We start from the raw sequence: 22,757 nt of genomic DNA on the forward strand, positions 1-22,757 counted from the left end.
GTACGCCTCGGTCCTGTCCGGGGCCAGCGCCCCGGCGTCAGAGGGCGTCGGCGAAGGACCCGAGCGCCGCGACGAGCTGCTCGGGGGTCTGGACGCGGAAGCGCGCGACCGTCGTCCCGTCGCCCACCTTGACCGTGACGTCGTCCGGACCCAGGGCCTCGAAGGCGTGCTCGTCGGTGACGTCGTCGCCCGCGTAGAGCACGACGGCAGCGCCGAGCTCGTCGCGGAGCGCGACCAGCGCCTCGCCCTTGCTGGCGCGCAGCACCGAGATCTCCACGACGTCCTTGCCGTGCAGCACGCCCGTGCCCAGCTCCTCGCCGAGCGCGATCGCCTCGTCCTCGGCCGGACCGGCCACGGCGCTCTCGGCCAGCCGCGTGTGCACGACGACCGCCGTCGGCTTGGTCTCCACCCACACGCCGTCGCGGCCGCGCGCGATCCGCAGCGCCTGCGCGCCCAGGGTCGCCAGCCGGTCGGCCTGCTCGTCGGACAGCTGGACGACGTCGCGGTCGAGCCCGAACGTGGTGACCCGCGCCCGCTCGGCGCCGTGGCTGCCGATCAGGAACGTGCCCGCGGGCACCTCGGCGAGCGTGTGCAGGTCCGCCATGGAGCGTCCGGACACCAGCGCGAGCGAGATCCCGTCCGACGCGGCGAGCCGGGCCAGCGCCTCGACGCCCGCGGGCAGGATCCGCGACGCCGACGGGTCGTCCTGCAACGGCGCGAGCGTCCCGTCGAAGTCGAGCGCGACGAGCACGGGCCGGCGACCGTCGGCGGCGGCCAGCTCCTGAAGAACGTCATCCAGCGGCATGCGGGCCTCCGATCGGCACCGCGTTGAGAGCAGCGAGGAAGTCCTGCGACCACGCCACGACGTCGTGCCCGAGCACCCGGCGGCGCAGGCTGCGCATCCGCTTGCGCGAGTCGCGGGCGTCCATGTGCACGGCGTACCAGATGGCGTCCTTCATGCCGTCGATGTCGTGCGGGTTGACCAGGACGGCACCGCTCAGCTCGTCGGCGGCCCCCGTGAACTCCGAGAGGACCAGGGCGCCGCGATCGTCGGAACGGGCCGCCACGTACTCCTTGGCCACGAGGTTCATGCCGTCGCGCAGGGCGGTGACGAGCATGACGTCGGCGGCCAGGTAGAGCGCCGCCATCTCCTCCATGGGGAACGACTGGTGCAGGTACTGCACGGGCGCGTGGCCCACCTGCCCGTAGTCCCCGTTGATGCGGCCCACGAGCAGCTCCACGTCGTCGCGCAGCTGCTGGTACGCACCCACGTTCTCCCGGCTCGGGCTGGCCACCTGCACGAGCGTGGTGCTGTGCGGGGACAGCCGGTCCTCCGCGAGCAGCTCGCCGTACGCCTTGATGCGGTGCCGGATGCCCTTGGTGTAGTCGAGCCGGTCGACGCCGAGCAGCAGGAACTCCGGGTCGCCCAGCTCGTGGCGGATCTGCTTGGCGCGCTCCTGGACCTCGTCGGTGCGCGCCAGGTCGTCGAACGCGTGGGAGTCGATCGAGATGGGGAACGCGGCCGCGCGCACGTGCCGGTCCACGCGGCCGTCGGCGTCGTTGAGCGTGATCACCTGCCCACGCGTGGTCAGGTCCGTGTACCGACGGACCACGCGCACGAAGTTCGCGGCGTCGCCGCCCCGCTGGAAGCCGACGAGGTCCGCGCCGAGCAGCCCCTCGACCACCTGCTTGCGCCACGGCAGCTGCGCGAAGATCTCGAGCGCAGGGAACGGGATGTGGTGGAAGTAGCCGATGCGCAGGTCCGGACGCAGCTCGCGCAGCATCTTCGGGACGAGCTGCAGCTGGTAGTCGTGCACCCAGACGGTGGCGCCGTCGGCGGCCTGGTCCGCGGCGGCCTGGGCGAACCGTCGGTTGACCCGCTGGTACACGTCCCACCACTGCCGGTGGAACTGCGGGGGCGCGATGACGTCGTGGTAGAGCGGCCAGAGGGTGTCGTTGGAGAAGCCCTCGTAGAACTGCTCGATGTCGTCCTCGGTGAGGACGACCGGGATCAGCTCGGTCCCGTCCACGTCGAAGGGGTCGAGCTCGAGGTCGGGCGCGCCGCCCCAGCCCACCCAGGCGCCCGACGTGGACGCCATGACGGGTGCGAGCGCGGTGACCAGACCCCCCGGCGAGCGGGTCCAGGTCGGTTCGCCGTCGTCGTCGAGCGAGACGTCGACCGGGAGCCGGTTGGCGACGACGACGAAGTCGTAGCCGGGCACGTCGGAAGGCACCTGATCAACTCCTCGGGATTCCGCACGACCTTATCGGGCGGCACGCCGGCGTGCGGTACGGAGCGCCGCCATGCTCACGGCTCGCCGTCGCCGTACCGTGCACGGATGGAGCGGATCGGACTGACACCGGGGTCGGAGATCGGCGGATACACCGTCGTCGCGCCGCTCGGTCAAGGTGGCATGGGGACGGTCTACCGCGCGGTGGACGGCGCCGGCGACGCGGTCGCGCTCAAGCTGCTGCACACGCAGATCGGCACCGACGCCACGGCCCGGGCCCGGCTGCGTCGGGAGGTGAGCGCGCTGCAGAAGCTCCGGCACCCGGGCGTCGCCGCGATCCTGGACGCCGAGGCCGACTCGACCGAGGCGTTCCTGGTCACCGAGCTGATCCAGGGCGACAACCTCGAGGAGCACGTCCGCGAGCGCGGCCCGCTGGGCGCCGAGGACCTGCTGGACCTCGCCGAGGGCCTGCGTGACGTGCTCGAGGCGGTGCACGGCGCGGGCGTGATCCACCGCGACCTCAAGCCCTCCAACGTGCTCGTCACCGACGACGGACCGGTGCTCATCGACTTCGGCATCGCGCAGGCCGCCGACGACTCCCGGATGACGTCGGCCGGCCTGGTGATCGGGACCCCCGGCTACCTGGCGCCCGAGCTGCTCGACGGCGACGAGCCCAGCGCCGCCACCGACTTCTGGGGCTGGGCCGCGGTCCTCGCGTTCGCCGCCACGGGCCGCCCGCCGTTCGGCACCCGCCCGCTCGAGGCCGTCCTGGCCCGGGCGCGTGCGGGAGAGGTGGACGTCGACGGGCTCGGCCCTCTGACCGCGTCCGCGTTGCGACGAGCCCTCGCGCCCGCCGTCGAGGAGCGCACCAGCCCGGACGACGTCGTCGCGGCGCTGACGCTCGTCGTCGCCGAGGGCGAGCCGCTCGCCGACGACCCCGAGACCACTGCGTTCGGCCCGCAGGACGTCGTCGGGACGACCGTCCTGGGAACCGAGCCGCCGACGGTCGCGGTGGCTGCCGGCGCCGGTTCCGCCGCTGCGGCCGGTGCCGGGTCCGTCGTCTCCACGGCGCCGCCGGTCAACGACGGCCTCACGCGTCCGTTCGACCCGACGGCCGGGACGGACGACGAGTACGAGGAGGACGAGGACCTCGAGGACGACGACGAGGACGGCGTCGACTGGATCGAGGAGGACCTGGACCTCTCCGAGGGGGAGGGCCCGGAGGGCTCCGGCTACGTGCGCCCGCCCGCGTTGCGCCGCTGGGGCACCCTCCTCGCGTTCGCGGTGCTGGTCGGCTCGGCGGGTGCGATCTACCCCGGCATCACCCTGATCGCGTTCCTCGTCGTCGTCATCGTGATCCGGACCATCGGGTCGACCGTCGAGTCGATGCACGCGCACCGGGAGCGTGTCGGCGTCCGTCGCTCGGACCACGCGCGCGCGGTCGCGACCGGTCCCTGGCACCTGGTGCGGTCGCTGCTCGGGCTCGTGCCGTCGCTCCTCGTCGCCGGCAGCGTCGTGGTGATCCTGCTCGGCGTCGCCTGGTGGCTCATCGGGGAGGGGCACTGGACGATCGGCGGGTCGCCGTCCGGCCAGGAGCCGCAGGGCAGGACCGCGACCCTGCTCGTCGCGGCCATCCTCATGATCGGCGTCTGCATCGTCTGGTGGGGGCCGCTGTCCCGGATGACCCGCGTCGGCGCGCGCCGGGTGCTCGCGGTCGTCGCCCCGGGGCGCAAGGGAGCGCTCGTCGCGATCGTCGTGCTGCTCGGTGTGTCCGCGATCTTCGTCACACTGATCCTCACCGGCACGGACATCACGTGGGCCCCGTTCCCCGAGCCCACGCTGCCCTGACCCCTTACGCGCCCGTGCGCAGGCTCCGTGACACCGCAGGGGAGTCTCGCCATGCAAAACGGCCCTGGCGCACGGCGGTCCCAGACCATTGGGTGAGGCCCTGACCGGGGGCCGGCGGGACGGGAGCATGGGTGGCGCGAGCGGCGGGCGGGGACGGGCAGGCCGGCGACGACGTCGTCGAGGGACGACGCAGCAACGGCGACCTCGTGCGGTTCGACCACCGCACCGGGACCCTGGGCGTGCACCGCGGCGACGTGATCATCGCGTGGTTCCGGCCCGACGAGGGCTACGAGTTCTTCCTGCGTGAGGTGGCCAAGTGACCAGCCCGTTCGACGCCGCCTTCACCGCGTTCGTGCGGGGTCGCGGGCTCTGGCGCGACGACACCCCGGGGGCGGTGCTCGAACGGTGGTCGAGCTTCGTGGAGGAGTGCGAGCACGGGTACCGCGAGGACGAGTTCGCCTACGCCAACGAGGTGATGTCGCGGACCACGCTCGAGGCCGCGCTGCGTGCGCCGGAGCTGGCGGACTTCCCCGAGACCGCCGTCCTGCGTGCCCGGGTCGCCGAGATCGACGCGCGCTTCCGGCCGCTGCTGGTGGAGCACGCGCACCGGGGGATCGACGTGGACGAGTGGTGGCTGCGGGGCATCGTCAGGTTTGCCGGGCACCGGCTTGCGCGCGAGTGGAAGCAGTCGTTCGGGTTCGACGTCGAGGTGGTCCGTCAGTCGCGTGCCTGACGTCCCACAGGCGCTACCCCTACGCTGTGCGGCATGACGGCGCGAGGACGGGCGATCGACGCGCTCGTGCATGCCCGTCGGCCGGTCGTGCCGCTCGCCGGCGCCCTGGCCCTCCTGGCGTTCACGGCGGGGATCGCGATGCAGGGGCGGGTGCTCCTGCACGACTGCGTGAGCACGGGCGGTGCCTTCGGGTCCCTGGGCCTGCGCCTGGCCGTGCTGCAGGACGTCGCCGACTGCCCCGAGGGGGCCTACGGCCTGGGTGGCGTCTCGCGCGGTGCGGTCCTGCTGCTCAGCGTCGCGCTGCCGGTGCTCGTCGGCTACGCGCTCCTGACCGCGTGCGGTGTCGGCCTGTCGGCCCTGCTCGTGCGGGCGGCCCGCCAGACGCGTGCGCTGCTCCGCTCGGTCCTGCCCCGCCGCGCTGCCGACGCCTCCTCGGCGCCCGTGCGGCCCGGGTCGCTCGTCACGGTCGCGCGCACGTCGGTGCCGCGCCCCCGGGTGCTCGTCGGGAGCATCGCGCGCCGCGGTCCGCCGCTCGTCGCGGCCTGACCGCTCTCGACCCGACCCCGTACGAACCCACAGCCACTGGAGTGCACCATGCCCACGAACGAACCACGTCCCACGAAGGCGGTGCGGCGCGACGAGGCCCGCGCCAAGGCCGCTGAGATGCGCAAGGCGCAGGAGGCCAAGGCCAAGCGCAACCGCCTCATCGGCATCGCGGTCCTCGTCGTCGCCGTCCTCGCCCTCGGCGGCATCGTCTTCTCGATCATCAACAACCAGAAGACCAACGAGGCGAACAACTCCGAGGTCGTCTACGGCAGCAACTCGGCCGACGTCATCCCGCCCGCCCTCGCCGACGTGACCGCCCCGGCGCCCGCCGGCGACAACGGCGGCATCCCGGTCAGCGGCACGGGCGCCGACGCGGTCGGCACGGTCGGTGACGGCGACGTCGTGCTGAGCATCTACTTCGACTTCATGTGCCCGATCTGCGGCCAGTTCGAGCAGATCAACGGCGACGACATCGACACGATCCTGGCCGACGGTGGCACGACGATCGAGTACCACCCGATCTCGTTCCTCGACAGCAAGTCCTCGGGAACCAACTACTCGACGCGTGCCGCCAACGCGGCCGCCGTCGTCGCCGACAAGGACCCGGAGCACTTCGCCGAGTTCGTCAGCGCGATGTACGTCGACCAGCCCGCCGAGGGCTCGTCGGGCCGGACCGACGCGGAGATCGCCAAGATCGCCACCGACCTGGGCGTGCCGCAGGACGTCGCCGACTCCTTCACCGACACCGTGAACGGCTCCTACGAGACCGGCTCGTCCGACAACCCGACCTCGCACGACGGCACGTGGCGCACGTTCGCCCCGTGGGTCATGGCCGGCACGAACCAGCTGCAGATCGACCAGGGCGCCATCTCGACGCCGACGGTCCTGATCAACGGCGAGAAGTTCGAGAACTGGCAGACGCCGGGCGCGCTGCTCGACGCGGTCAACGCCGCCAAGTCCTGACCCGAGGTGATCGCGGGCGCGTCTCCCTGGTGGGGGCGCGCCCGCGCGTCTCGATCGGGCTACTTCACCCTCCGGCCGGGTCGCTTGCTTCCTTATGATCTCCGAGCGTGGCGTGACCGCCGTCCGCGGTCAGAGCCTCACTGCCCCGCCCCGTCCTGAGGAGGCCAGTTGTCCACAGTCAGGCGCATGCTGAGACCGGTGAAGTCCGCGGCGAAGGCGGTGCTCCCGGACCGCGTCGTGGGCCTGCGCAAGGGCGCGAGGATCTCCAGGGGGTTGCGTGAGGCCTACCGCTACGACCGCGAGCGGTACTTCCAGTACTCGTCGTCCATGGGGCCCCACGCGAGCAGGCAGAACCTCGCCAGCCGCGTGACCGAGCGCTACCACAACCTCGAGAAGGGGCTCGCGCTGCCGGCGCCGGAGCCCGGGCACGGCCTGAAGAACGCCCTGGCGCTCGTCGGGTACCTGCGGACCTACCGCGCGCGCTACGGCGACGACGAGGTGACCGCGGCGGCCATGGGCGCGCTGCGGGCCTACCAGGCGTTCAACGCGGACGACGCGGCCGTCACGGCGGCGCTCGCGGCCGAACCCCTCGACGCGTTGTCCGACGAGGCCGCGGCACGGCTGCCGATGACCGGAGGTGTGCGCGAGCTCCACCTGTCGCACCTGGACTCCGCGGTCGGGTCGGTCGACCTCGACTTCTTCACCACCCGGCGGTCCGTGCGCCACTTCGCGGCTGGAGCAGTAGCGCAGGAGGACCTCGAGTTCGCGGTGCGCGCCGCCCAGTCGAGCCCGGCTGTCTGCAACCGCCAGTTCTGCCGGGTGTACGTCACGCAGGACCCGGATGCGATCCGGGATGCGCTGGCCATCCAGGGCGGCGCCCGAGGCTTCGCCGAGAACGTCCCGTGCGTCGCGGTGGTGACGGCGTCCCTGCGCAACTTCTGGGGCCCCGGTGAGCGGATGCAGGCGTGGACCGACGGCGGGATGTTCCTCATGTCGTTCCTGCTGGGTCTGCACGTGCGTCGCCTCGGCACCGTGTGCCTCAACTGGAGCAAGGGGCCAGACATCGATCGGCGCTTCCGCGAGCGTTTCGACCTCGAGCCGGGCGACGTCATCATCGCCTGCGTCGCGATCGGGCACCTGAACGACGTCACGACCGTGGCTTCGTCGCCACGCCCCCCGGTCGCCGACGCGCTCCGTCCTCTCACGCCGTAGGCGGCGGTGCGGGCCGGGCCGCAGTCCTCGGTACTCTTGTCGCTGCCCGCCTCCTTAGCTCAGTTGGCCAGAGCACCTGTCTTGTAAACAGGGGGTCATCGGTTCGAATCCGATAGGGGGCTCCCAGATCACGGACGCTTCAGCATCGCCACCAGCTCGTCGAGCTGCTCGCGGTACTGCGGCGCCCGTGGGTAGTTCAGGTGCGTCCCGATCGAGAACAGGTAGGTCGTGGTGTCCTCCTCCTGCGCCGGCCGGTCGATGGGGGAGCCGACGTAGTCGTCGACGGGGAAGCCGATGTAGTCGGTCCGTCGCCACAGGCTGCGCCAGCGCAGGTCGCCGTTGCCGGGCGTGGTCAGGGAGTCGACGACGGTCAGACCGGGCGGCGCGGGGGTCGGCGGCGCGAGGGTCCACGGGTCGGCGGCCCAGACGCGGGGCGCCCGGATGGCGTGCGTGCCGAGAGCACCTGGCCCCAGGAGCTCCGGGAAGAACCGGCCGAACAGGGGCCGCAGCTGGGTGCCGTAGGTGAGCAGGGCGACGCGGCGGTCGGTCGGGCCCGACCCGTCGACCGCGTCCCACCGCGCGAAGAGCGCGCCGACCGCCAGGACGGCACCGAGGCTGTGCGCGGACAGGACGACCGACCGCGGCGGCAGGGACGCGCGGTCCTTCTCCGCGACGTCGAGCCCGCCGAGCCAGCTGTCGATGCGCGAGCGCAGCTCCGGGACGGCGCGCTCCGCGTAGCAGGGCGGTGCGAACGGGTGGGCTGCCCGGGGAAGGAAGCACATCAGGTCCCAGAGCAGCCCCCACGGCCGGGTCAGCGACTTCTTCGAGCCCGCGAGCACGACGCTGGTGAAGAGCAGGCCCGCGGCGAGGCCGATCGCGGGTCCGGCCCAGGCGGTCATGAACGACCAGAGCTGCCCGCCGTCCTCCTGGAGCTGGTCCCGGAACCCGCGCAGCACGAGCGACGCCGCGATCGCGAACCAGAAGATCGTGCCGAGGGTGCCGACCACGCGTTCGGCGCGGTGCGCCAGGGCGGCGTTGTGCCGGCTCGCCTGGAGCGCGCCGTCCACCGTGCTCTGGCCGCCGGGCACGTCCGGCACAGGGATGCGCCGCAGGACGGCCGCGCGCAGGAGCATGACCACGATGAAGAGCGCGAGGACCGCGAGGCCGAGCACGCTGACGATCGCGAAGTCGCGGTAGGCGGCCGAGGGTGTGAGGTGCACGGCGTCGGTCAGCGTGATCTGGACGGGCCGCCGCAGCGTGTCCGCCGCATCGAGGGCGGCCTGCACGTCCTTGTCCAGCGCGACGTTCTCGGGTGCCCCGGGCCGTTCGAGCCAGGCGGTGACGCCGGCGACGAGCGCGGCGCTGAGCACCATCGCCGCTCCCGCGGCGATGCTCAGGAACACGAACGGCGCGTGCCCGCCGAAGCCGATGAGCGCGCGGTTCGGCTGGCGCGAGTTCGCGACGAGCGCCACCACGACCAGGATCACGGCGGCCGCGACCGCGACGCCCCACAGCACGGGGGACGCCGTCGTGTCGTCCCACCACACGGCGGCGACCGACGCGAGGGCGGCGACCGCCGTCAGTGACCCCCACACGAAGGCAGGCAGGCGTCCGCGCAGCCCCACCGCGACCAGGCACAGCACCACGAGGATGCCGACGAGCACGGTCGGGACCGCGTCCAGCCCGACGAACGGCACGGTCCCCGTCGCCGGCAGCTGGTCGGCGGACAGGTCGGGCGTGACGGCCTGATCGCCCGTGCCGGCGACGAACAGCTCGCACGCGGCGAACACCACGACCGAGATCAGCAGCGCGACCACGTCCGGCCCGCGGCGGACGGGCGGCGGCTCCTCGTGCATGGTCCGGCGGTCGATGCCGGCGGGGTCGATCCGGAGCATCGCGACGCGGAGCGCGGCCACGAGCAGCAGGAGCGCCGCCACCACGACCAGGACGGCCCAGCGCGTCGACCCGTCCTGCGACTGCCAGGCGGCCGGGTCGAGGCAGCCGTTGGTCCCGAAGTCCTGGCCGAACCAGCACTGGGGCGTGGCGTAGTAGAGGTAGTGCCAGGCGAGCACGAACGTCAGCAGGGCGAACGCGGCCGTGAGGTGGTTGAGCCACAGCGCGCTCGACTGCTTGGCGTGCGCCCAGAACCCGTGCCGGGCCAGGACCGGCCAGCGGCCCGCGTTGGCCTTCTCGGTGAGGTCGCTCGTCCCACCGGTGGCGTTCGTGATCGAGCGCCGGCTCTCGTAGCGCACGTTCCCGGTCGAGCCGACGGCGCCGAGCGCGAGGACGGCGAGCGCCGCGAGCAGCGCGAGCACCGCGGTGCGCGGTCCGGCGTCCCACCGCGCCCACGAGTCGAGGAACGAGGGCATGGCGGCGCACACCTGCACGTGCGCGACCGGTTCGGCCGTCATCGGGCCGTAGCACTGGGCAGCGATCGTCCACAGGAAGACCGTCGCTGCGGTGGCCACCCAGAGCAGGGTGAGCACGAGGCCGAAGAGGCGGACCAGCGCGCCGGCCGCCGAACCGCGACGCTTCCCGCGGGGTTCCGTGAGGTCGAGCGTCCAGTACGCGACGTTCGCGAGCCCGAAGGGGATGATGACGACCCACAGCGCCCGGATCACGCCCGCGACCGTGCCGCTGAGCGCGCCGAGCCCGGGGACGCTCGCCAGACGCGCCATCGCACCCCACGAGTACGCCTCGCGTCGCACCCCGAGCGGGACCTGACGGGGGTCGTCGGCGGGGAGCTTGGCGACGGCCGCCTGGGCCGCCTCGGTCGGTACCCAGAAGGAGCCGAGCTCGTCGCCGTCGACCTGCTCGACCTGCCCGGGCGTCAGCTCGAGCATCCCCGCAGGCGGCGTGTTCGAGATGCCGTGGATCCGCAGCTCCAGGACGGCGGGCCCCTGCTCGGCAGCCGGCTCGGGCGGCGGCTTGCGCCGCAAGGTGGCGAGCAGTCCCATGACGGTCCCCCCGGTCGGCCGGGCCGGACGGCCCTGGTCGACGCTATCGGCGCCCCGCCGGGGCGGGAATGTCCCGAATGCCGTTTTCACCCACCGGCGAGGACGTCATTCCACGCGCAGGTCCAGCCCCATCGCCTCGACGATCACCACGGCCTGCGGCAGCGTGATGATCGCGCGGTCGAGGTTCACGGTGGCGGGGTCGATGCCCGACAGGAGACTGCCGCGCAGGTCGCAGCCCGACAGGTCCGACAGGTGCAGCCAGGCGGACGTGAGGTCGCAGTCGCGCAGCGTGCCGCCTGGGGCGCGCAGTCCGGTCAGGTCGGCCTCGCGCAGGTTGACGCCGGTGAACGTCGCCGAGTGCAGGTCCGCGCCGGGCATCCCGACGAACGACCAGTTGCCGCCCTCGACCTTGGTGATGTCGAACGTGCAGCCGTCGAACAGGGAGCCGATCAGCTTGCAGCGCTCGAAGCGGGCGTCGAAGAACGTCGACCGCGAGAACGTGCAGTTGATGAAGGCCGCGTCGGTGTGCGCCGAGGCGTTGAACTTCGCGTGCCGGAACGTGCACTCCTCGAAGGCCGCGCCGACGCCGAACGACTCCGTCAGGTCGAGGTCGACGAACTCGACCCGGGAGAACGTCGCGCCGGAGAGGTCGCGGGCGTACCAGTCCTCGCCGCGGACGGTGCTGGTGGTCAGGGGTGCGGGCTCGCCGCCCCGGCGTTCGGCCATCCGTCGATCATGGCCCATGCCGCCGACATGCAGGTCAGCTGGTGGGACCGGTCTGCTCGAGCAGGCGCAGCGCCGCGCTCACCCGCGGGTTGCGCTTGGGGTCGCTGTCGATGCCGAGCGTGGCGTACATCCCGTTGACGTGGTTCTGTACGGACTTCTCCGTGATGCCGAGGCGGTCGCCGATGCCCGCGTTCGACAGGCCCGACGCGAGCAGCCGGAGCACCTCGTACTGGCGGTCGGTCAGGCGCGCCACCGCCGATCCGGCGCGCGGGGTCATGCGCGCGAGCAGGGCCGGGTCGAGGACCGTCTCGCCGGTCGCTGCCGCACGCACGGCGCCGATCAGGACCTCCTCGCTGGTGGAGGAGTTCTTGGACAGGTAGCACCAACCGGCGGCGACGTCGGGGGGCAGGTCCAGGAGCAGGTCCATGGCGTCGTGCGCGGAGAGCAGCAGGATGCCCAGCCCGGGCATGCGACGGCGGAGCGTGACACCCAGCGCGATGCCGTTGCCGTCGGGGAGGTCGATGTCGAGGATCACGACGTCGACCAGCCCCGGCCTGATCATCCGGGCGGCCTCGGTGGCCGTGCCGATCGCGACGACGACGTCGAGCCCGAGCGTGGATGCCAGGGTGTGCTCGAGCATCGATCGGAACAGCGGCTGGTCCTCGACGACGGCGACGCGGATCGGTTGGTGGCTGGGTGTGCTCATCGGCACCAGTATCGTCGGGAACCGCTCGGTTGTGCGCCCACGCGCCCGGTCGGACCGGACGAAATCGGTGGATTCCCGCGGTGGCACCGCCCGCGACGGACGAAGGAGCGCAGATGACGATGCCGTCGGCGGACTCGGCAGCGGCCGTAGCCGTGCGCCTCGACGACGAGCGACGGGACCGTCGCACGCTCCTGCGCGGGACCGCCGGCATCGCGCTCGGCTACGGGTTCGGTGCCGCGCTGCAGTCCACCTACGTCTACTCGGTCTACGTGACCAACTGGACCGTCGCGCCCGTGTGGAGCCGGATCGCCGCGAACGTCGTCGGCGTCCTCGCCCTGGTCGGGGCGCTCGCGCTCGTCCGGGCCCACCGCGCGCGCGGCGTCATCCTGGTGCTCGGTGCGGTCGTCGTGTCGGCCTGCGTCGGCGCGGCCGCCCGGTACGGCACGCAGCTCGCCCTCGGCATCTACGCCGACCCCGAGGGTGCTGTGCGCGACGCCGAGCTGTTCAGCGGCTTCCTCATGGGCACGATCTCCGGCCTGATCGGGATGTGGGCCATGGTCTCGCGCCGCGCGATGCGGGACCGGATCCGCGCGGGGACCCGCGACGCCGTGCACATCGAGGTGGCCGTCAAGGCGCTCGAGCAGGAGGAGATCCGGGTGCGCCGGGCGGTCGCCGAGGGGCTGCACGGCACGCTCCAGTCGAAGCTCGTGCTCGTCGACGCACGCCTCGCCTCGCTGCTCGCCCGGCACGACCAGGACGCACTCGACGACGAGAGCCGCGCGAGCGTGGAGTGGATCCGTGCCGAGCTCGACGAGGCCCGCGAGATCGACGTGCGCGAGATGAGCCGGCTCCTCTACCCCGAGCGCCTCGAGCTGGGCCTGGTCCCGGCGCTGCGTGCGCTGCTCGGCAGGATCCCGGCCAGCGTCGCCACCCAGCTCGTCGTCAGCGACGCCGTGCGCAAGCTCGACGACCCCGAGAGCGGCTCGCTCACGGTCAGCGAGCGCCTGCTCGCCGTGCGCGTGGTCGAGGAGGGCATCACCAACTCGCTCAAGCACGGTCCTGCCGCATCCGTCCGGGTCGTCCTGGACGTGTCGGACGGCCTTCTGCACGTCGGCGTCCAGAACGACGGCGAGCTCTACGACCCGACGTCCGCGGGCATTCCGTCCGGTACCGCCCGGCTCGACACGAGGTTGTCGCTGGTCGGAGGGCGACTCGAGCTGAAACCCGGAGGTGATAAAGGCGCCCACCTGGACGCCTGGTTGCCGCTCGGGACGGGTGCGCTGTAGCAATTCTTGAATGCCCTTTGTCGCATTCCTCCGAATTGCCATGGGTGAAAGAAACGGGCATGTCTGGCCCCCCAGGTGCTGCCACCTAGGACCAAACGAGTGAAGTTGCCGAAGACACATACGTTCACGGACAGCCGTCCAACGGTCGTCGTGAGCGGGTGTCGGTGAGTCGCCGATTCCCGGCCGCTTACCCATCAGGAGATCACCATGAGCACCAAGTCCAAGAAGTCCCGCAAGGGCCTCGCCATCGGCCTCGCCATCCTCGGTGTCGCGGGTCTCTCGCTCGCGTCGGCGTCCGCGCTGAACCTGACGGGTGCGCCGCAGCTGCAGGCCGGCGTCAAGGACGTCACGGGTTGCCAGACCAGCTCCATCGCCGTCGCCTTCACCGCTCCGGCGCTCACCGCGGGCACCTACACGTCGGCCAGCCTGACGCTGACGAGCTTCGACGCCGGCTGCGCGCTGCCCGCGGTCGCCGCCAAGTACAAGGTCGCGCTGCTCGGTTCGGGCAACGTCCTGCTCGGCACCGAGTTCACCGGCAACGTCGCGGGCGGCGTCCTGACGCTCCCGCTCAGCGCGGCCCAGTCGGCGGACGCCATCACGCGCGTCGCCGTCACGATCTACAACTGATCGAACCCTCGACGGACCTGATGTCGTGAGCGAGACGGCTCTGCACGCCGCACCTGACGCCCCTGCCGGGCGCCGGGTGCGGCGTGCTGTCGTCTCCGTCCTCTTCTGGTCCTTCGCCGTCGCCGCGGCGGTGCTGCTGTGGCCCGCCAGCCTCGGTGGCTGCACGCAGCTCATCGTCGTGTCGGGCCACTCGATGGAGCCGACCTACAACACCGGGGACCTGGTCGTTGCGCGCTGCGGCGAGCCGGCCGTCGGTGACGTCGTCGTCTACCAGCCCGAGGGTCTGAACGGTCACGTCATCCACCGCGTCGTCGGTGGCGACGGGACCGCCGGGTGGCTGATGCAGGGCGACAACAACGACTGGATGGACCCCTTCACGCCGACCGACGACGAGGTCGTCGGCATCGCGCAGTTCCACCTGCCCCGCATCGGGCTGGTCACCACGGCGCTCGCCTCCCCGTTCGTGTGGGCGTCGCTGCTCGTCATCGCCATCGCCCTGTTCCTGTGGCCCCGTGGCGAGGACGACGACGAGTCCGACGAGACCGGGTCCGACGAGACCGAGGCCGCCGACCCCGACGAGCCCGTCGACACCGACCTGGCCGAGATCTTCGCCGGCGCGGACACCGCGGACGCGGACTCGTGACCGCGCGCACCTCGGTGCGCGCCGCGCTCACCCAGCGCCACCGCAACGCCCTCCTCGCCATGCTCGCGATCCTCGTGCTCGCCGTCGCGAGCGCGTCGGTGTCCAGCGCCTCCGCGCTGACGCTCATCGGCGGCAAGGCCCCGAAGGCCCAGATCGCGGACCGCTGCACCTCCCAGACGGTGAGCGTCACGACGCCCGCGACGTCGGGCACCGCGAGCAGCCTGACCGTCGGCAACCTCGACACCACCGGGTGCGCGGGCAAGACGCTCGTCGTCGCCGTGTACGACCCCACGGTCGCCACCTGGGCCGCCGCGAAGAAGCTCGAGGTGACCGGGGTCGTCAACGCCGCGACGATGACGCTGACGTCGACCTCGTCGTTCACGCCCTCGTCGTCGCAGAAGGTCTACGTCACCCTCGGCGGCTGGCCCGTGGCCGGCACCTGGACGTACTCGAACCCGAGCACCGCGCCGCTGGTCACCTGCGTCGCGCTGAACAACCCGTCGCTGACGTGCACGGCGACGCTGACGAGCCTGGACAAGTGGGGTTCGCCCTACTCGGACTACAACGCGTACTTCGCGGTCTCCAGCCCGTCGGCCTCGACGAACGTGCAGTGGCAGATCACGATCAACCTGGCCAGCTCGAGCTTCCCGTTCGTCGCGCGGTCCATGCACCACAACAACCAGTCCGCGCTCGGTGCCGGGTGGACGTGCGCGCAGATGCCGATGCTGGTGCTCACCGGGCAGGCCGGCCCCAACACGGCGCTCGTCGGCGGTGGCAAGACCGTCAGCGTGTACCTCAACGGTCACGCGACCGCGGCCGCCGGCGACGACCTGTACGTGTGCCCGTGAGGACGCGCGGGAGGTCGAGGCGCTACGCGTGGCTCGTGGCCGTGGTGGGTCTGCTCGTGCTCGCGCTCCTCGGTCAGTCGATGGCGAGCGCGGCGCGCATCACGATGACGTCGAAGCTGAAGCCCTTCAGCTCCGGCCAGAACCGGTGCACCTCGCAGACGGTCGCGGTCATCACCAACAACGTCCCCGCGACGAGGCTCGTCGTCAACAACATCGACGCGGCGAACTGCGTCGGGAAGACCATCTCGGTGTCGGTCTACAACCCCAAGCTCTCGTCGACCTGGTCGGCCGCGCAGCTGGCGTCGGCGAGCGCGACGATCACCACCACCACGACGACGTCGATCACGATGAACGTCGGCTCGTTCACGGCGATGGTCGCGCAGCGCGTCTACGTGACGATCGGCGGGTGGCAGCTGCCCGGGACCTGGACCCCCGGGACCCCGACGACGACGCGCACCGTGTCGATGCGGGAGAACCAGCACGGCAAGTGCCTCACCGTGAACGCCGGCAACAACGGCAGCAGCAACGCTGCGCTGGCCGACGGTCAGCCGGTCGTGATCGCCACCTGCGCGAACGGGGCCGTCCCGACGAGGCAGCGCTGGGCCCAGATGAGCGACGGCACGCTGCGCGCGGGCGGCTTCTGCCTCGCGGTACCGAACAACACCGCTTCCGACGTCAACTACCTGCAGATCAAGAACTGCGCGGCGCTCGCGGGGATGCAATGGACGATGGACAGCGCGAGCTCCGACCCGGGCACGTTCCAGTGGGTGTCGGGACTGTGGTGGACGCCGGACCCGACGAACAACGGGTGCCTCGACAACGAGGGCGAGGCGGCCACAGACGGGACGCCCCAGATCCTCTACCACTGCATCGATTACCACGGGAACCAGGAATGGGCGCTCACCCTGATCAGCGGGGCCGCAATTCCGTAGAAGGCTGAATGCCCGACGGACCGACGAGCTCAGTCCAGCGGGCTGAGCTGCGGCCGCTTGGGCACGCGCAGGTCGCCGCTGGACCTCCCGCGCAGCCGCCGGGTGGCCCACGGGTAGACGTGCACCCGGACCCACTCGGCGTCCTGCCGGGCGCGCGCGAGGCGCGGGGTGGGAGGGAGCGGGGTCAACGGGTCGTCCCAGTCGGGCTTGTCCGGCTGCAGGCCGAGGCCGACGAGGGCGGCCTGCGCGACGCGGGCGTGGCCGTCGCTCGTGAGGTGGATGCGGTCCTCGGACCACATGCGCCAGTCGCGCAGCGAGCGCATGCCCCACGTGTCCAGCACGTAGGCGCCGTGCCGCCGGGCCATCGACCAGATCAGCGAGTTGTAGATGCCGACCCGGCTGCGGGTGGCGTTGACCAGCGGGCTGCCGAAGGCGTCGTACCCGGTGCCCAGCAGGACGTCGACCCCCGCCTCGCGCAGCCGCACCACGCGGGCCTCGAGGTTGCGCGCCATCCGGTCGATGTCCGCGGTCGGTCGCAGGATGTCGTTGCCGCCGCCGACCAGGCTCACCAGGTCCGGCTGCATGCCGAGCGCGACGGGCACCTGGTCCACCAGGATCGAGCGGAGCAGCTTGCCGCGGATGGCGAGGTTCGCGTACTGGAGCGTGGGCTCGCCGGCCGCCTTGCGACGCTCGGAGAGGTGCGACGCCAGCAGGTCGGCCCAGCCCCGCTGCGGGGCCTCCATGCCGTCGGGGGCGTCCCAGAGTCCTTCGGTGAACGAGTCGCCGATGGCGACGTAGCGGGACCAGCGCGGGACGGGGGAGTGCTCAGTCACGTCGCCAGTCTGCCAGGGCCCCCGGGCAACCGTTCAGGCGAGCGACCAGTCGACCGGCGATGCTCCCTGCGCGACGAGCAGCGCGTTCACCTTCGAGAACGGCCGCGACCCGAAGAACCCTCGGCTGGCCGACAGCGGGCTCGGGTGCACGCTCTCGACGGTCGGCACCGAACCCAGGGCCGGCTTGAGCGACTGCGCGTCGCGCCCCCAGAGCAGGGCGACGAGCGGGCCGCCGCGTTCGACGAGGGCGGCGATCGCGCGGTCGGTCACCGTCTCCCAACCCTTGCCCCGATGCGACGCGGGCGTGCCCGGACGCACCGTCAGCACCCTGTTGAGCAGCATCACACCCTGGTCGGCCCACGGGCTCAGGTCGCCGTTGACCGGCGGAGCGACCCCGACGTCGGCGACGAGCTCCGTGAAGATGTTGCTCAGCGAGCGGGGCAGCGGACGCACGTCGGGCTGCACCGAGAACGACAGGCCCATCGGGTGGCCCGGGGTCGGGTAGGGATCCTGGCCGACGACGAGGACCCGGACCTGCGCCATCGGCCGACGGAACGCGCGGAGCACGTCGTCGCCTGCCGGGAGGTAGCCGCGGCCGGCGGCGACCTCGTCGCGCAGGAACTGGCCCGCAGCCCGGATCTGCGGCTCGACCGGCGCGAGGGCGGCTGCCCAGTCGGGTGCGACGAGCTGGTCCAGGGGTGCGGCGGCCACGACGGCGAGGATAGGGGGTGAGGTTCCCGCGTGTCGTCGCGGGACGCGCGGGCAGGAATGACACGGGTGTCATTCCGGCCTACGATGACGGAGGCCGATCAGCTGTACGAGCACCAGGAGGATGCATGGACGCCGCGACGATCTCGATCGACTCGCACCCGTCCGCCCTCCCGGACGACCGGTCCCACGGCCAGCTGTCGGAGCGCGACGAGCAGGTCCTCGCGTTCGAGCGGCAGTGGTGGAAGTACGCGGGCGCCAAGGAGCAGGCCATCCGCGAGCTGTTCGACATGTCGGCCACGCGGTACTACCAGGTGCTGAACGCCCTGATCGACGACCCGGCCGCGCTCGCGCACGACCCCATGCTCATCAAGCGCCTCCGCCGCATGCGCTCCTCGCGCCAGCGCGCCCGCACGACCGCCCGCCGCCTCGGCGACGCCTGAGCCCGAGCACCGGTGGACCTGCTCGGCGGGCCCGTCGTCTGTCCCGCTGCACGTGACATGCGCGACCGTGCGCGCCGGTTGTCGCCCCGCGCATGGTCCGAGCCGTTAGCCTGTCCGGCGTGAGCAAGGCCGACACCCACTACGCCGAGGACGAGTTCGACGTCCCCAACCCCGAAGCAGCCCGTGGCGTGCACCGGGCCCCGCGCTCGGCGTGGAGCCGTTGGTGGCCGTTCGTGGCGGTGCTCGTCGTCGCGCCGCTCGTCGCCTACGGGCTCGTGACGCTGGCCGCCAACCAGGGAGACCTGCCCACCAGCGGGAGCTCGCAGGGCACCGACCCGTCCGCGTCCGACGGCGCGACCGCCCCGGCGGACGGCGCGACGGACGGCACCGGCGAGACCGCGCCCGCCGAGCCCGAGGCGCCCGCCGTCAACATGGCCGCGTCGATCGAGGTGCTCAACGCCGCGAAGATCTCCGGCCTGGCCGGCGACCAGGCCAAGAAGCTCACCGACGCCGGGTTCACCGCGGTGACGACGGGCAACTTCACGGGGACGGCCCCCGCCGACTCGGTCATCTACTACGCCAGCGAGGATCTCGCGCCCACCGCGCAGCTCGTCGCGACGACCCTGGGCGTCCCGACCGCGACCCTCTCGGCCGCGGACGCGGGGACGGGCATCTCCGTGGTCCTGGCCAGCGACCCCTCCAGCTGACGAGGCCCGTCGCAGGGGTCAGCGGAAGTCGTCCCACGACCCTGGTCGGCGCGGGACGCCGCCACTAGGCTCTCCGGCACCGGGCGCCGGCGGAGCGCCCGGCACACCCGAGTTGCGTCGAGGAGCACCGGATGGCTCAGGGCACTGTGAAGTGGTTCAACGCGGAGAAGGGCTACGGCTTCATCACCCCCGTCGGCGGGGGGCCCGACCTGTTCGTCCATTTCAGCGCGATCCTCATCGACGGCTACCGGTCCCTCGACGAGGGCCAAGACGTCGAGTTCGAGGTCGGTCAGGGCACCAAGGGCCCGCAGGCCGAGCAGGTCCGAGCACTCTGAGCTCGAACACGTCGGGCGACGGGCCGTCCACCTCCGGGTGCGCGGCCCGTCGCCGCGTCCGCGGGTGCCCGGCGTGACGAGGGTCGACGTTGTCGTCGTCGGCTCCGGGCCCAACGGGCTCGCGGCGGCGGTCACGCTCGCGCGGGCGGGTCTGTCGGTGCAGGTGCTCGAGGCGCAGGACACCGCGGGGGGCGGCGCGCGAACGCTCGACCTCGGGCTCGCGGACGGCGTCGTGCACGACATCTGCTCGGCGGTCCACCCGATGGCGGTGGCGTCCCCGTTCCTGCGGGAGTTCGACCTGCCGGCCCGCGGCGTCGACCTGCTGCAGCCGGAGGTCGCCTACGCCAACCCGCTCGACGGCGGCCGGGCCGCGCTGGCCTACCGCTCGCTCGACCGCACGGCCGGCGGCCTCGGGGTGGACGGCCCCGCCTGGCGCGCGCTGCTCGGACCGCTCGTCGACGACCCAGACGGCGTGCTCGCCCTGGCGCTGGGCGACCACCGGCGGGTCCCGCGGCAGCTCACCACGGCCGCGGCGTTCGGGTTGCGCCTCCTGGAGCAGGGGACGGCCGCGTGGGGAGCACGGTTTCGCGACGAGGAGGCCGCGGCACTGCTCACCGGCGTGGGCGCGCACGCCATCACCCGGCTCCCGTCACCGAGCGCGGCCGGTACCGCGCTCCTGCTGGCACCGCTGGCCCACGCGGGCGGCTGGCCCGTGCCGCGCGGCGGCAGCGGGGCGATCGTCGAGGCGCTGCTGGCCGACCTGCGCACGCACGGCGGCTCGGTCGTGACGGGGACGCCGGTGGAGCGTGCCGCCGACCTGCCGCCGGCCCGCGCGTACCTGTTCGACACGTCGCCGCGCACCGCGGTCCGGGTGCTGGGGCGGCGCGTGCCCGTGCGCACGGCCCGCGGCCTGGTCGCGTTCCCGCGCAGCCGCGGGGCGGCGGCCAAGGTCGACCTCGTCCTGTCCGGGCCGGTGCCGTGGGCGCACCCCGAGGTCGCGCTGGCCGGCACGGTGCACCTCGGCGGTAGCCGGGTGCAGGCGGCGGCCGCGGAGGCGGCGGTCGCGTCCGGCCGCCACGCCGAGCGGCCGATGGTGCTGGTCAGCGACCCGGGGGTCGTCGACCCCTCGCGCGTCACGCCGGCGGGCCTGCGGCCGTTCTGGGCCTACGCGCACGTCCCGGCCGGATCGACGCTCGACGTGACCCGCGCCGTGATCGACCAGGTCGAGCGTTTCGCGCCCGGGTTCCGGGACCTGGTGGTCGCCTCGCGCTGCGTGCCGGCAGCGCGGCTCGCCGATCACGACGCCAACCTGGTCGGCGGCGACATCTCGGGGGGCGCGGTGTCGCTCTACCGGATGTTCGCGCGGCCGCGGCTCGCCTGGGACCCCTCCGTGCTGGCACCCCCTGCGGCCGGGGTCGCAGGTGTCTGGCTCTGCTCGTCGTCGACCCCGCCCGGCCCGGGAGTGCACGGCCTGCCGGGCTGGTACGCCGCCCGCCGGGCGCTGCGCGACGGGTTCGGCATCCGCACGCCCCCGTCGCTGGCGCCCTGGGACTGAGGAGCGTCCGAGAGCCTGCGACGGCGACCGCCGACCCGGACATCTGGTGTGGGATCTGCGTCTCACGGGCACCGCTCTGGGCGAACGCTGCTTGCACTCTCGGGGGTCGAGTGCTAACCATTGGACTTAGCACTCTCCGGTGGAGAGTGACAGAATCACCACGGCCGTCCGGTGAGGGCCGTCGCACGCGGGACAAGACCGCGAGCGGCGTGCTCGTCCGTCGCGGGCACCTACGGCCGACCCGAACCCAGTGAAGGATCACAGCCCCATGGCCAAGATCATTGCCTTCAACGAGGAGGCCCGTCGCGGCATCGAGCGGGGACTCAACATCCTCGCCGACACCGTCAAGGTCACCCTCGGCCCGAAGGGCCGCAACGTCGTCCTGGACAAGAAGTGGGGCGCCCCCACGATCACCAACGACGGCGTCTCCATCGCCAAGGAGATCGACCTCGAGGACCCCTTCGAGAAGATCGGTGCGGAGCTCGTCAAGGAGGTCGCCAAGAAGACGGACGACGTCGCTGGCGACGGCACCACCACCGCCACCGTCCTCGCCCAGGCGCTCGTTCGCGAGGGCCTGCGCAACGTCGCGGCCGGCGCCAACCCCATCGCTCTGAAGAAGGGCATCGAGAAGGCCGTCGAGGCCGTCACCGCTGCCCTGCTCGCGCAGGCGAAGGAGGTCGAGACCAAGGAGCAGATCGCCGCCACGGCCGCGATCTCCGCCGGCGACCAGGCGATCGGCGACCTCATCGCCGAGGCGCTCGACAAGGTCGGCAAGGAAGGCGTCATCACCGTCGAGGAGTCCAGCGCGCTGGGCCTCGAGCTCGAGCTCACCGAGGGCATGCGCTTCGACAAGGGCTTCCTGTCGGCGTACTTCGTCACCGACCCGGAGCGCCAGGAGGCCGTCCTCGAGGATGGCTACGTCCTGCTCGTCGAGGGCAAGATCTCGAACGTCAAGGACCTGCTGCCCCTGCTGGAGAAGGTCATCCAGTCCGGCAAGCCGCTCTTCATCGTCGCCGAGGACGTCGAGGGCGAGGCCCTGGCCACGCTCGTCGTCAACAAGATCCGTGGCACGTTCAAGTCGGTCGCCGTCAAGGCCCCCGGCTTCGGCGACCGCCGCAAGGCGATCCTCCAGGACATCGCCATCCTCACGGGTGGTCAGGTCGTCTCGGAGACCGTCGGTCTGAAGCTCGACACGGTCGGCCTCGAGGTCCTCGGAACGGCGCGCAAGATCGTCGTCACCAAGGACGAGACCACGGTCGTCGAGGGTGGCGGCGACGCCGCCCAGATCACGGGCCGCGTCACGCAGATCCGTGCCGAGATCGAGAACTCCGACTCGGACTACGACCGCGAGAAGCTGCAGGAGCGCCTGGCCAAGCTGGCCGGTGGCGTCGCCGTCATCAAGGCGGGCGCGGCCACCGAGGTCGAGCTCAAGGAGCGCAAGCACCGCATCGAGGACGCCGTGCGCAACGCCAAGGCGGCCGTCGAGGAGGGCATCGTCGCCGGTGGTGGCGTGGCGCTCATCCAGGCCGGCAAGACCGCGTTCGAGGGCCTCAAGCTCGAGGGCGACGAGGCGACCGGTGCTGCGATCGTCAAGCTCGCCATCGAGGCTCCGCTCAAGCAGATCGCGATCAACGCCGGTCTCGAGGGTGGCGTCGTCGCCGAGAAGGTGCGCAACCTCCCGGTGGGTCACGGCCTCAACGCCGCGACCAACACGTACGAGGACCTGCTCGCCGCGGGCGTCAACGACCCGGTGAAGGTCACGCGCTCCGCCCTGCAGAACGCGGCCTCGATCGCCGCGCTCTTCCTCACCACCGAGGCCGTCGTGGCCGACAAGCCGGAGCGCAACCCCGCGCCGGCCGGTGGCGGCGGCGGGGACGACTTCGGCGGCGGTTTCTGATCCGCTGAGTCACCTCTGAAC

At 72.3% G+C, this 22,757-nt stretch carries 23 protein-coding genes and 1 tRNA gene; 17 read left to right on the forward strand and 7 right to left on the reverse strand.

Annotated features, from left to right (window positions below):
* Positions 1–37 precede the first annotated feature (37 nt).
* Positions 38–805 (reverse strand): trehalose-phosphatase, encoded by a 768-nt coding sequence (otsB, locus tag AC1DUE_RS12435; protein ID WP_477039735.1) that lies wholly within the window; start codon positions 803–805, stop codon positions 38–40.
* Positions 792–2,234, reverse strand: coding sequence for an alpha,alpha-trehalose-phosphate synthase (UDP-forming) (locus AC1DUE_RS12440; RefSeq protein ID WP_477039736.1), 1,443 nt, complete (start codon positions 2,232–2,234; stop codon positions 792–794). Before AC1DUE_RS12440 ends, otsB begins: the two co-directional genes overlap by 14 nt.
* 105 nt (positions 2,235–2,339) lie before the next feature.
* Here AC1DUE_RS12440 and AC1DUE_RS12445 point away from each other — a divergent pair, with 105 nt between their 5' ends.
* The 7 genes from AC1DUE_RS12445 (at position 2,340) to AC1DUE_RS12475 (ending at position 7,655) form a co-directional block, all read left to right on the forward strand.
* Positions 2,340–4,079 carry a serine/threonine-protein kinase gene (locus tag AC1DUE_RS12445; RefSeq protein ID WP_477039737.1) on the forward strand — a complete coding sequence of 580 codons (1,740 nt, stop codon included), beginning with the start codon at positions 2,340–2,342 and terminating at the stop codon, positions 4,077–4,079.
* 131 nt (positions 4,080–4,210) lie between these two features.
* Entirely contained in the window at positions 4,211–4,399 is a 189-nt protein-coding gene (locus AC1DUE_RS12450; RefSeq protein ID WP_477039738.1) for a hypothetical protein, read from the forward strand.
* Positions 4,396–4,812: a hypothetical protein gene (locus AC1DUE_RS12455; RefSeq protein WP_477039739.1), complete on the forward strand. Its 417-nt coding sequence runs from the start codon at positions 4,396–4,398 to the stop codon at positions 4,810–4,812. Before AC1DUE_RS12450 ends, AC1DUE_RS12455 begins: the two co-directional genes overlap by 4 nt.
* A gap of 33 nt (positions 4,813–4,845) precedes the next feature.
* Positions 4,846–5,358: a hypothetical protein gene (locus tag AC1DUE_RS12460; protein WP_477039740.1), complete on the forward strand. Its 513-nt coding sequence runs from the start codon at positions 4,846–4,848 to the stop codon at positions 5,356–5,358.
* 48 nt (positions 5,359–5,406) lie between these two features.
* The gene (locus AC1DUE_RS12465; RefSeq protein ID WP_477039741.1) at positions 5,407–6,321 is read left to right on the forward strand and encodes a DsbA family protein; all 915 of its coding nucleotides are present in this window, start codon (positions 5,407–5,409) and stop codon (positions 6,319–6,321) included.
* Positions 6,322–6,507: 186 nt separating this feature from the next.
* A complete protein-coding gene (locus AC1DUE_RS12470; protein WP_477039742.1) occupies positions 6,508–7,533 on the forward strand; it encodes a nitroreductase family protein in 1,026 nt (341 codons plus the stop codon).
* Positions 7,534–7,581: 48 nt separating this feature from the next.
* Positions 7,582–7,655, forward strand: a tRNA-Thr gene (locus AC1DUE_RS12475).
* A gap of 6 nt (positions 7,656–7,661) precedes the next feature.
* Here AC1DUE_RS12475 and AC1DUE_RS12480 read toward each other — a convergent pair.
* The 3 genes from AC1DUE_RS12480 to AC1DUE_RS12490 form a co-directional block, all read right to left on the reverse strand.
* Positions 7,662–10,490 carry a hypothetical protein gene (locus AC1DUE_RS12480; protein WP_477039743.1) on the reverse strand — a complete coding sequence of 943 codons (2,829 nt, stop codon included), beginning with the start codon at positions 10,488–10,490 and terminating at the stop codon, positions 7,662–7,664.
* A 105-nt stretch (positions 10,491–10,595) separates the two neighbouring features.
* The gene (locus AC1DUE_RS12485) at positions 10,596–11,216 is read right to left on the reverse strand and encodes a pentapeptide repeat-containing protein (protein WP_477039744.1); all 621 of its coding nucleotides are present in this window, start codon (positions 11,214–11,216) and stop codon (positions 10,596–10,598) included.
* A gap of 34 nt (positions 11,217–11,250) precedes the next feature.
* Positions 11,251–11,922 carry a response regulator gene (locus AC1DUE_RS12490; RefSeq protein WP_477039745.1) on the reverse strand — a complete coding sequence of 224 codons (672 nt, stop codon included), beginning with the start codon at positions 11,920–11,922 and terminating at the stop codon, positions 11,251–11,253.
* 113 nt (positions 11,923–12,035) lie between these two features.
* On the opposite strand from AC1DUE_RS12490, the gene AC1DUE_RS12495 reads away from it, so the two are divergent.
* The 5 genes from AC1DUE_RS12495 to AC1DUE_RS12515 all read left to right on the forward strand — a co-directional run bounded on the left by AC1DUE_RS12495 (position 12,036) and on the right by AC1DUE_RS12515 (position 16,258).
* Positions 12,036–13,208, forward strand: coding sequence for a sensor histidine kinase (locus AC1DUE_RS12495; protein ID WP_477039746.1), 1,173 nt, complete (start codon positions 12,036–12,038; stop codon positions 13,206–13,208).
* Between the two features lie 207 nt (positions 13,209–13,415).
* On the forward strand, positions 13,416–13,835 hold the full coding sequence (locus tag AC1DUE_RS12500; protein ID WP_477039747.1) for a hypothetical protein: 420 nt from the start codon (positions 13,416–13,418) through the stop codon (positions 13,833–13,835).
* A 25-nt stretch (positions 13,836–13,860) separates the two neighbouring features.
* A complete protein-coding gene (locus tag AC1DUE_RS12505; RefSeq protein ID WP_477039748.1) occupies positions 13,861–14,478 on the forward strand; it encodes a signal peptidase I in 618 nt (205 codons plus the stop codon).
* Positions 14,475–15,326, forward strand: a complete 852-nt coding sequence (locus AC1DUE_RS12510) for a hypothetical protein (RefSeq protein ID WP_477039749.1) — start codon at positions 14,475–14,477, stop codon at positions 15,324–15,326. The genes AC1DUE_RS12505 and AC1DUE_RS12510 overlap by 4 nt, the downstream gene beginning before the upstream one ends.
* A 35-nt stretch (positions 15,327–15,361) precedes the next feature.
* Entirely contained in the window at positions 15,362–16,258 is an 897-nt protein-coding gene (locus AC1DUE_RS12515; protein ID WP_477039750.1) for a ricin-type beta-trefoil lectin domain protein, read from the forward strand.
* 29 nt (positions 16,259–16,287) lie between these two features.
* Here AC1DUE_RS12515 and AC1DUE_RS12520 read toward each other — a convergent pair whose 3' ends face one another.
* Together AC1DUE_RS12520 and AC1DUE_RS12525 are read right to left on the reverse strand one after the other, a co-directional pair.
* Entirely contained in the window at positions 16,288–17,091 is an 804-nt protein-coding gene (locus AC1DUE_RS12520) for an SGNH/GDSL hydrolase family protein (RefSeq protein ID WP_477039751.1), read from the reverse strand.
* Positions 17,092–17,124: 33 nt separating this feature from the next.
* A complete protein-coding gene (locus AC1DUE_RS12525; protein ID WP_477039752.1) occupies positions 17,125–17,802 on the reverse strand; it encodes a uracil-DNA glycosylase in 678 nt (225 codons plus the stop codon).
* A 125-nt stretch (positions 17,803–17,927) separates the two neighbouring features.
* On the opposite strand from AC1DUE_RS12525, the gene AC1DUE_RS12530 reads away from it, so the two are divergent.
* The 5 genes from AC1DUE_RS12530 to groL all read left to right on the forward strand — a co-directional run bounded on the left by AC1DUE_RS12530 (position 17,928) and on the right by groL (position 22,736).
* Entirely contained in the window at positions 17,928–18,242 is a 315-nt protein-coding gene (locus AC1DUE_RS12530) for a DUF3263 domain-containing protein (protein ID WP_477039753.1), read from the forward strand.
* Between the two features lie 119 nt (positions 18,243–18,361).
* On the forward strand, positions 18,362–18,949 hold the full coding sequence (locus AC1DUE_RS12535) for a LytR C-terminal domain-containing protein (RefSeq protein ID WP_477039754.1): 588 nt from the start codon (positions 18,362–18,364) through the stop codon (positions 18,947–18,949).
* A 131-nt stretch (positions 18,950–19,080) separates the two neighbouring features.
* Complete coding sequence (locus AC1DUE_RS12540) at positions 19,081–19,284, forward strand: cold-shock protein (RefSeq protein ID WP_477039755.1); 204 nt, start codon at positions 19,081–19,083, stop codon at positions 19,282–19,284.
* Positions 19,285–19,357: 73 nt separating this feature from the next.
* Positions 19,358–20,839: a phytoene desaturase family protein gene (locus AC1DUE_RS12545; RefSeq protein ID WP_477039756.1), complete on the forward strand. Its 1,482-nt coding sequence runs from the start codon at positions 19,358–19,360 to the stop codon at positions 20,837–20,839.
* Positions 20,840–21,107: 268 nt separating this feature from the next.
* Positions 21,108–22,736, forward strand: coding sequence for a chaperonin GroEL (gene groL, locus AC1DUE_RS12550; RefSeq protein ID WP_477039757.1), 1,629 nt, complete (start codon positions 21,108–21,110; stop codon positions 22,734–22,736).
* Positions 22,737–22,757: the final 21 nt, after the last annotated feature.

It is taken from the genome of Cellulomonas sp. P4_A2, from assembly GCF_056402515.1.

Bases quoted from the DNA above. Each gene is read 5' to 3' on its own strand.
- otsB (WP_477039735.1), bottom strand. From the start codon at position 805: ATGCCGCTGGATGACGTTCTTCAGGAGCTGGCCGCCGCCGACGGTCGC.
- AC1DUE_RS12445 (WP_477039737.1), top strand. From the start codon at position 2,340: ATGGAGCGGATCGGACTGACACCGGGGTCGGAGATCGGCGGATACACC.
- AC1DUE_RS12460 (WP_477039740.1), top strand. From the start codon at position 4,846: ATGACGGCGCGAGGACGGGCGATCGACGCGCTCGTGCATGCCCGTCGG.
- AC1DUE_RS12465 (WP_477039741.1), top strand. From the start codon at position 5,407: ATGCCCACGAACGAACCACGTCCCACGAAGGCGGTGCGGCGCGACGAG.
- AC1DUE_RS12470 (WP_477039742.1), top strand. From the start codon at position 6,508: ATGCTGAGACCGGTGAAGTCCGCGGCGAAGGCGGTGCTCCCGGACCGC.
- AC1DUE_RS12480 (WP_477039743.1), bottom strand. From the start codon at position 10,490: ATGGGACTGCTCGCCACCTTGCGGCGCAAGCCGCCGCCCGAGCCGGCT.
- AC1DUE_RS12485 (WP_477039744.1), bottom strand. From the start codon at position 11,216: ATGGCCGAACGCCGGGGCGGCGAGCCCGCACCCCTGACCACCAGCACC.
- AC1DUE_RS12490 (WP_477039745.1), bottom strand. From the start codon at position 11,922: ATGAGCACACCCAGCCACCAACCGATCCGCGTCGCCGTCGTCGAGGAC.
- AC1DUE_RS12495 (WP_477039746.1), top strand. From the start codon at position 12,036: ATGACGATGCCGTCGGCGGACTCGGCAGCGGCCGTAGCCGTGCGCCTC.
- AC1DUE_RS12500 (WP_477039747.1), top strand. From the start codon at position 13,416: ATGAGCACCAAGTCCAAGAAGTCCCGCAAGGGCCTCGCCATCGGCCTC.
- AC1DUE_RS12530 (WP_477039753.1), top strand. From the start codon at position 17,928: ATGGACGCCGCGACGATCTCGATCGACTCGCACCCGTCCGCCCTCCCG.
- AC1DUE_RS12540 (WP_477039755.1), top strand. From the start codon at position 19,081: ATGGCTCAGGGCACTGTGAAGTGGTTCAACGCGGAGAAGGGCTACGGC.
- groL (WP_477039757.1), top strand. From the start codon at position 21,108: ATGGCCAAGATCATTGCCTTCAACGAGGAGGCCCGTCGCGGCATCGAG.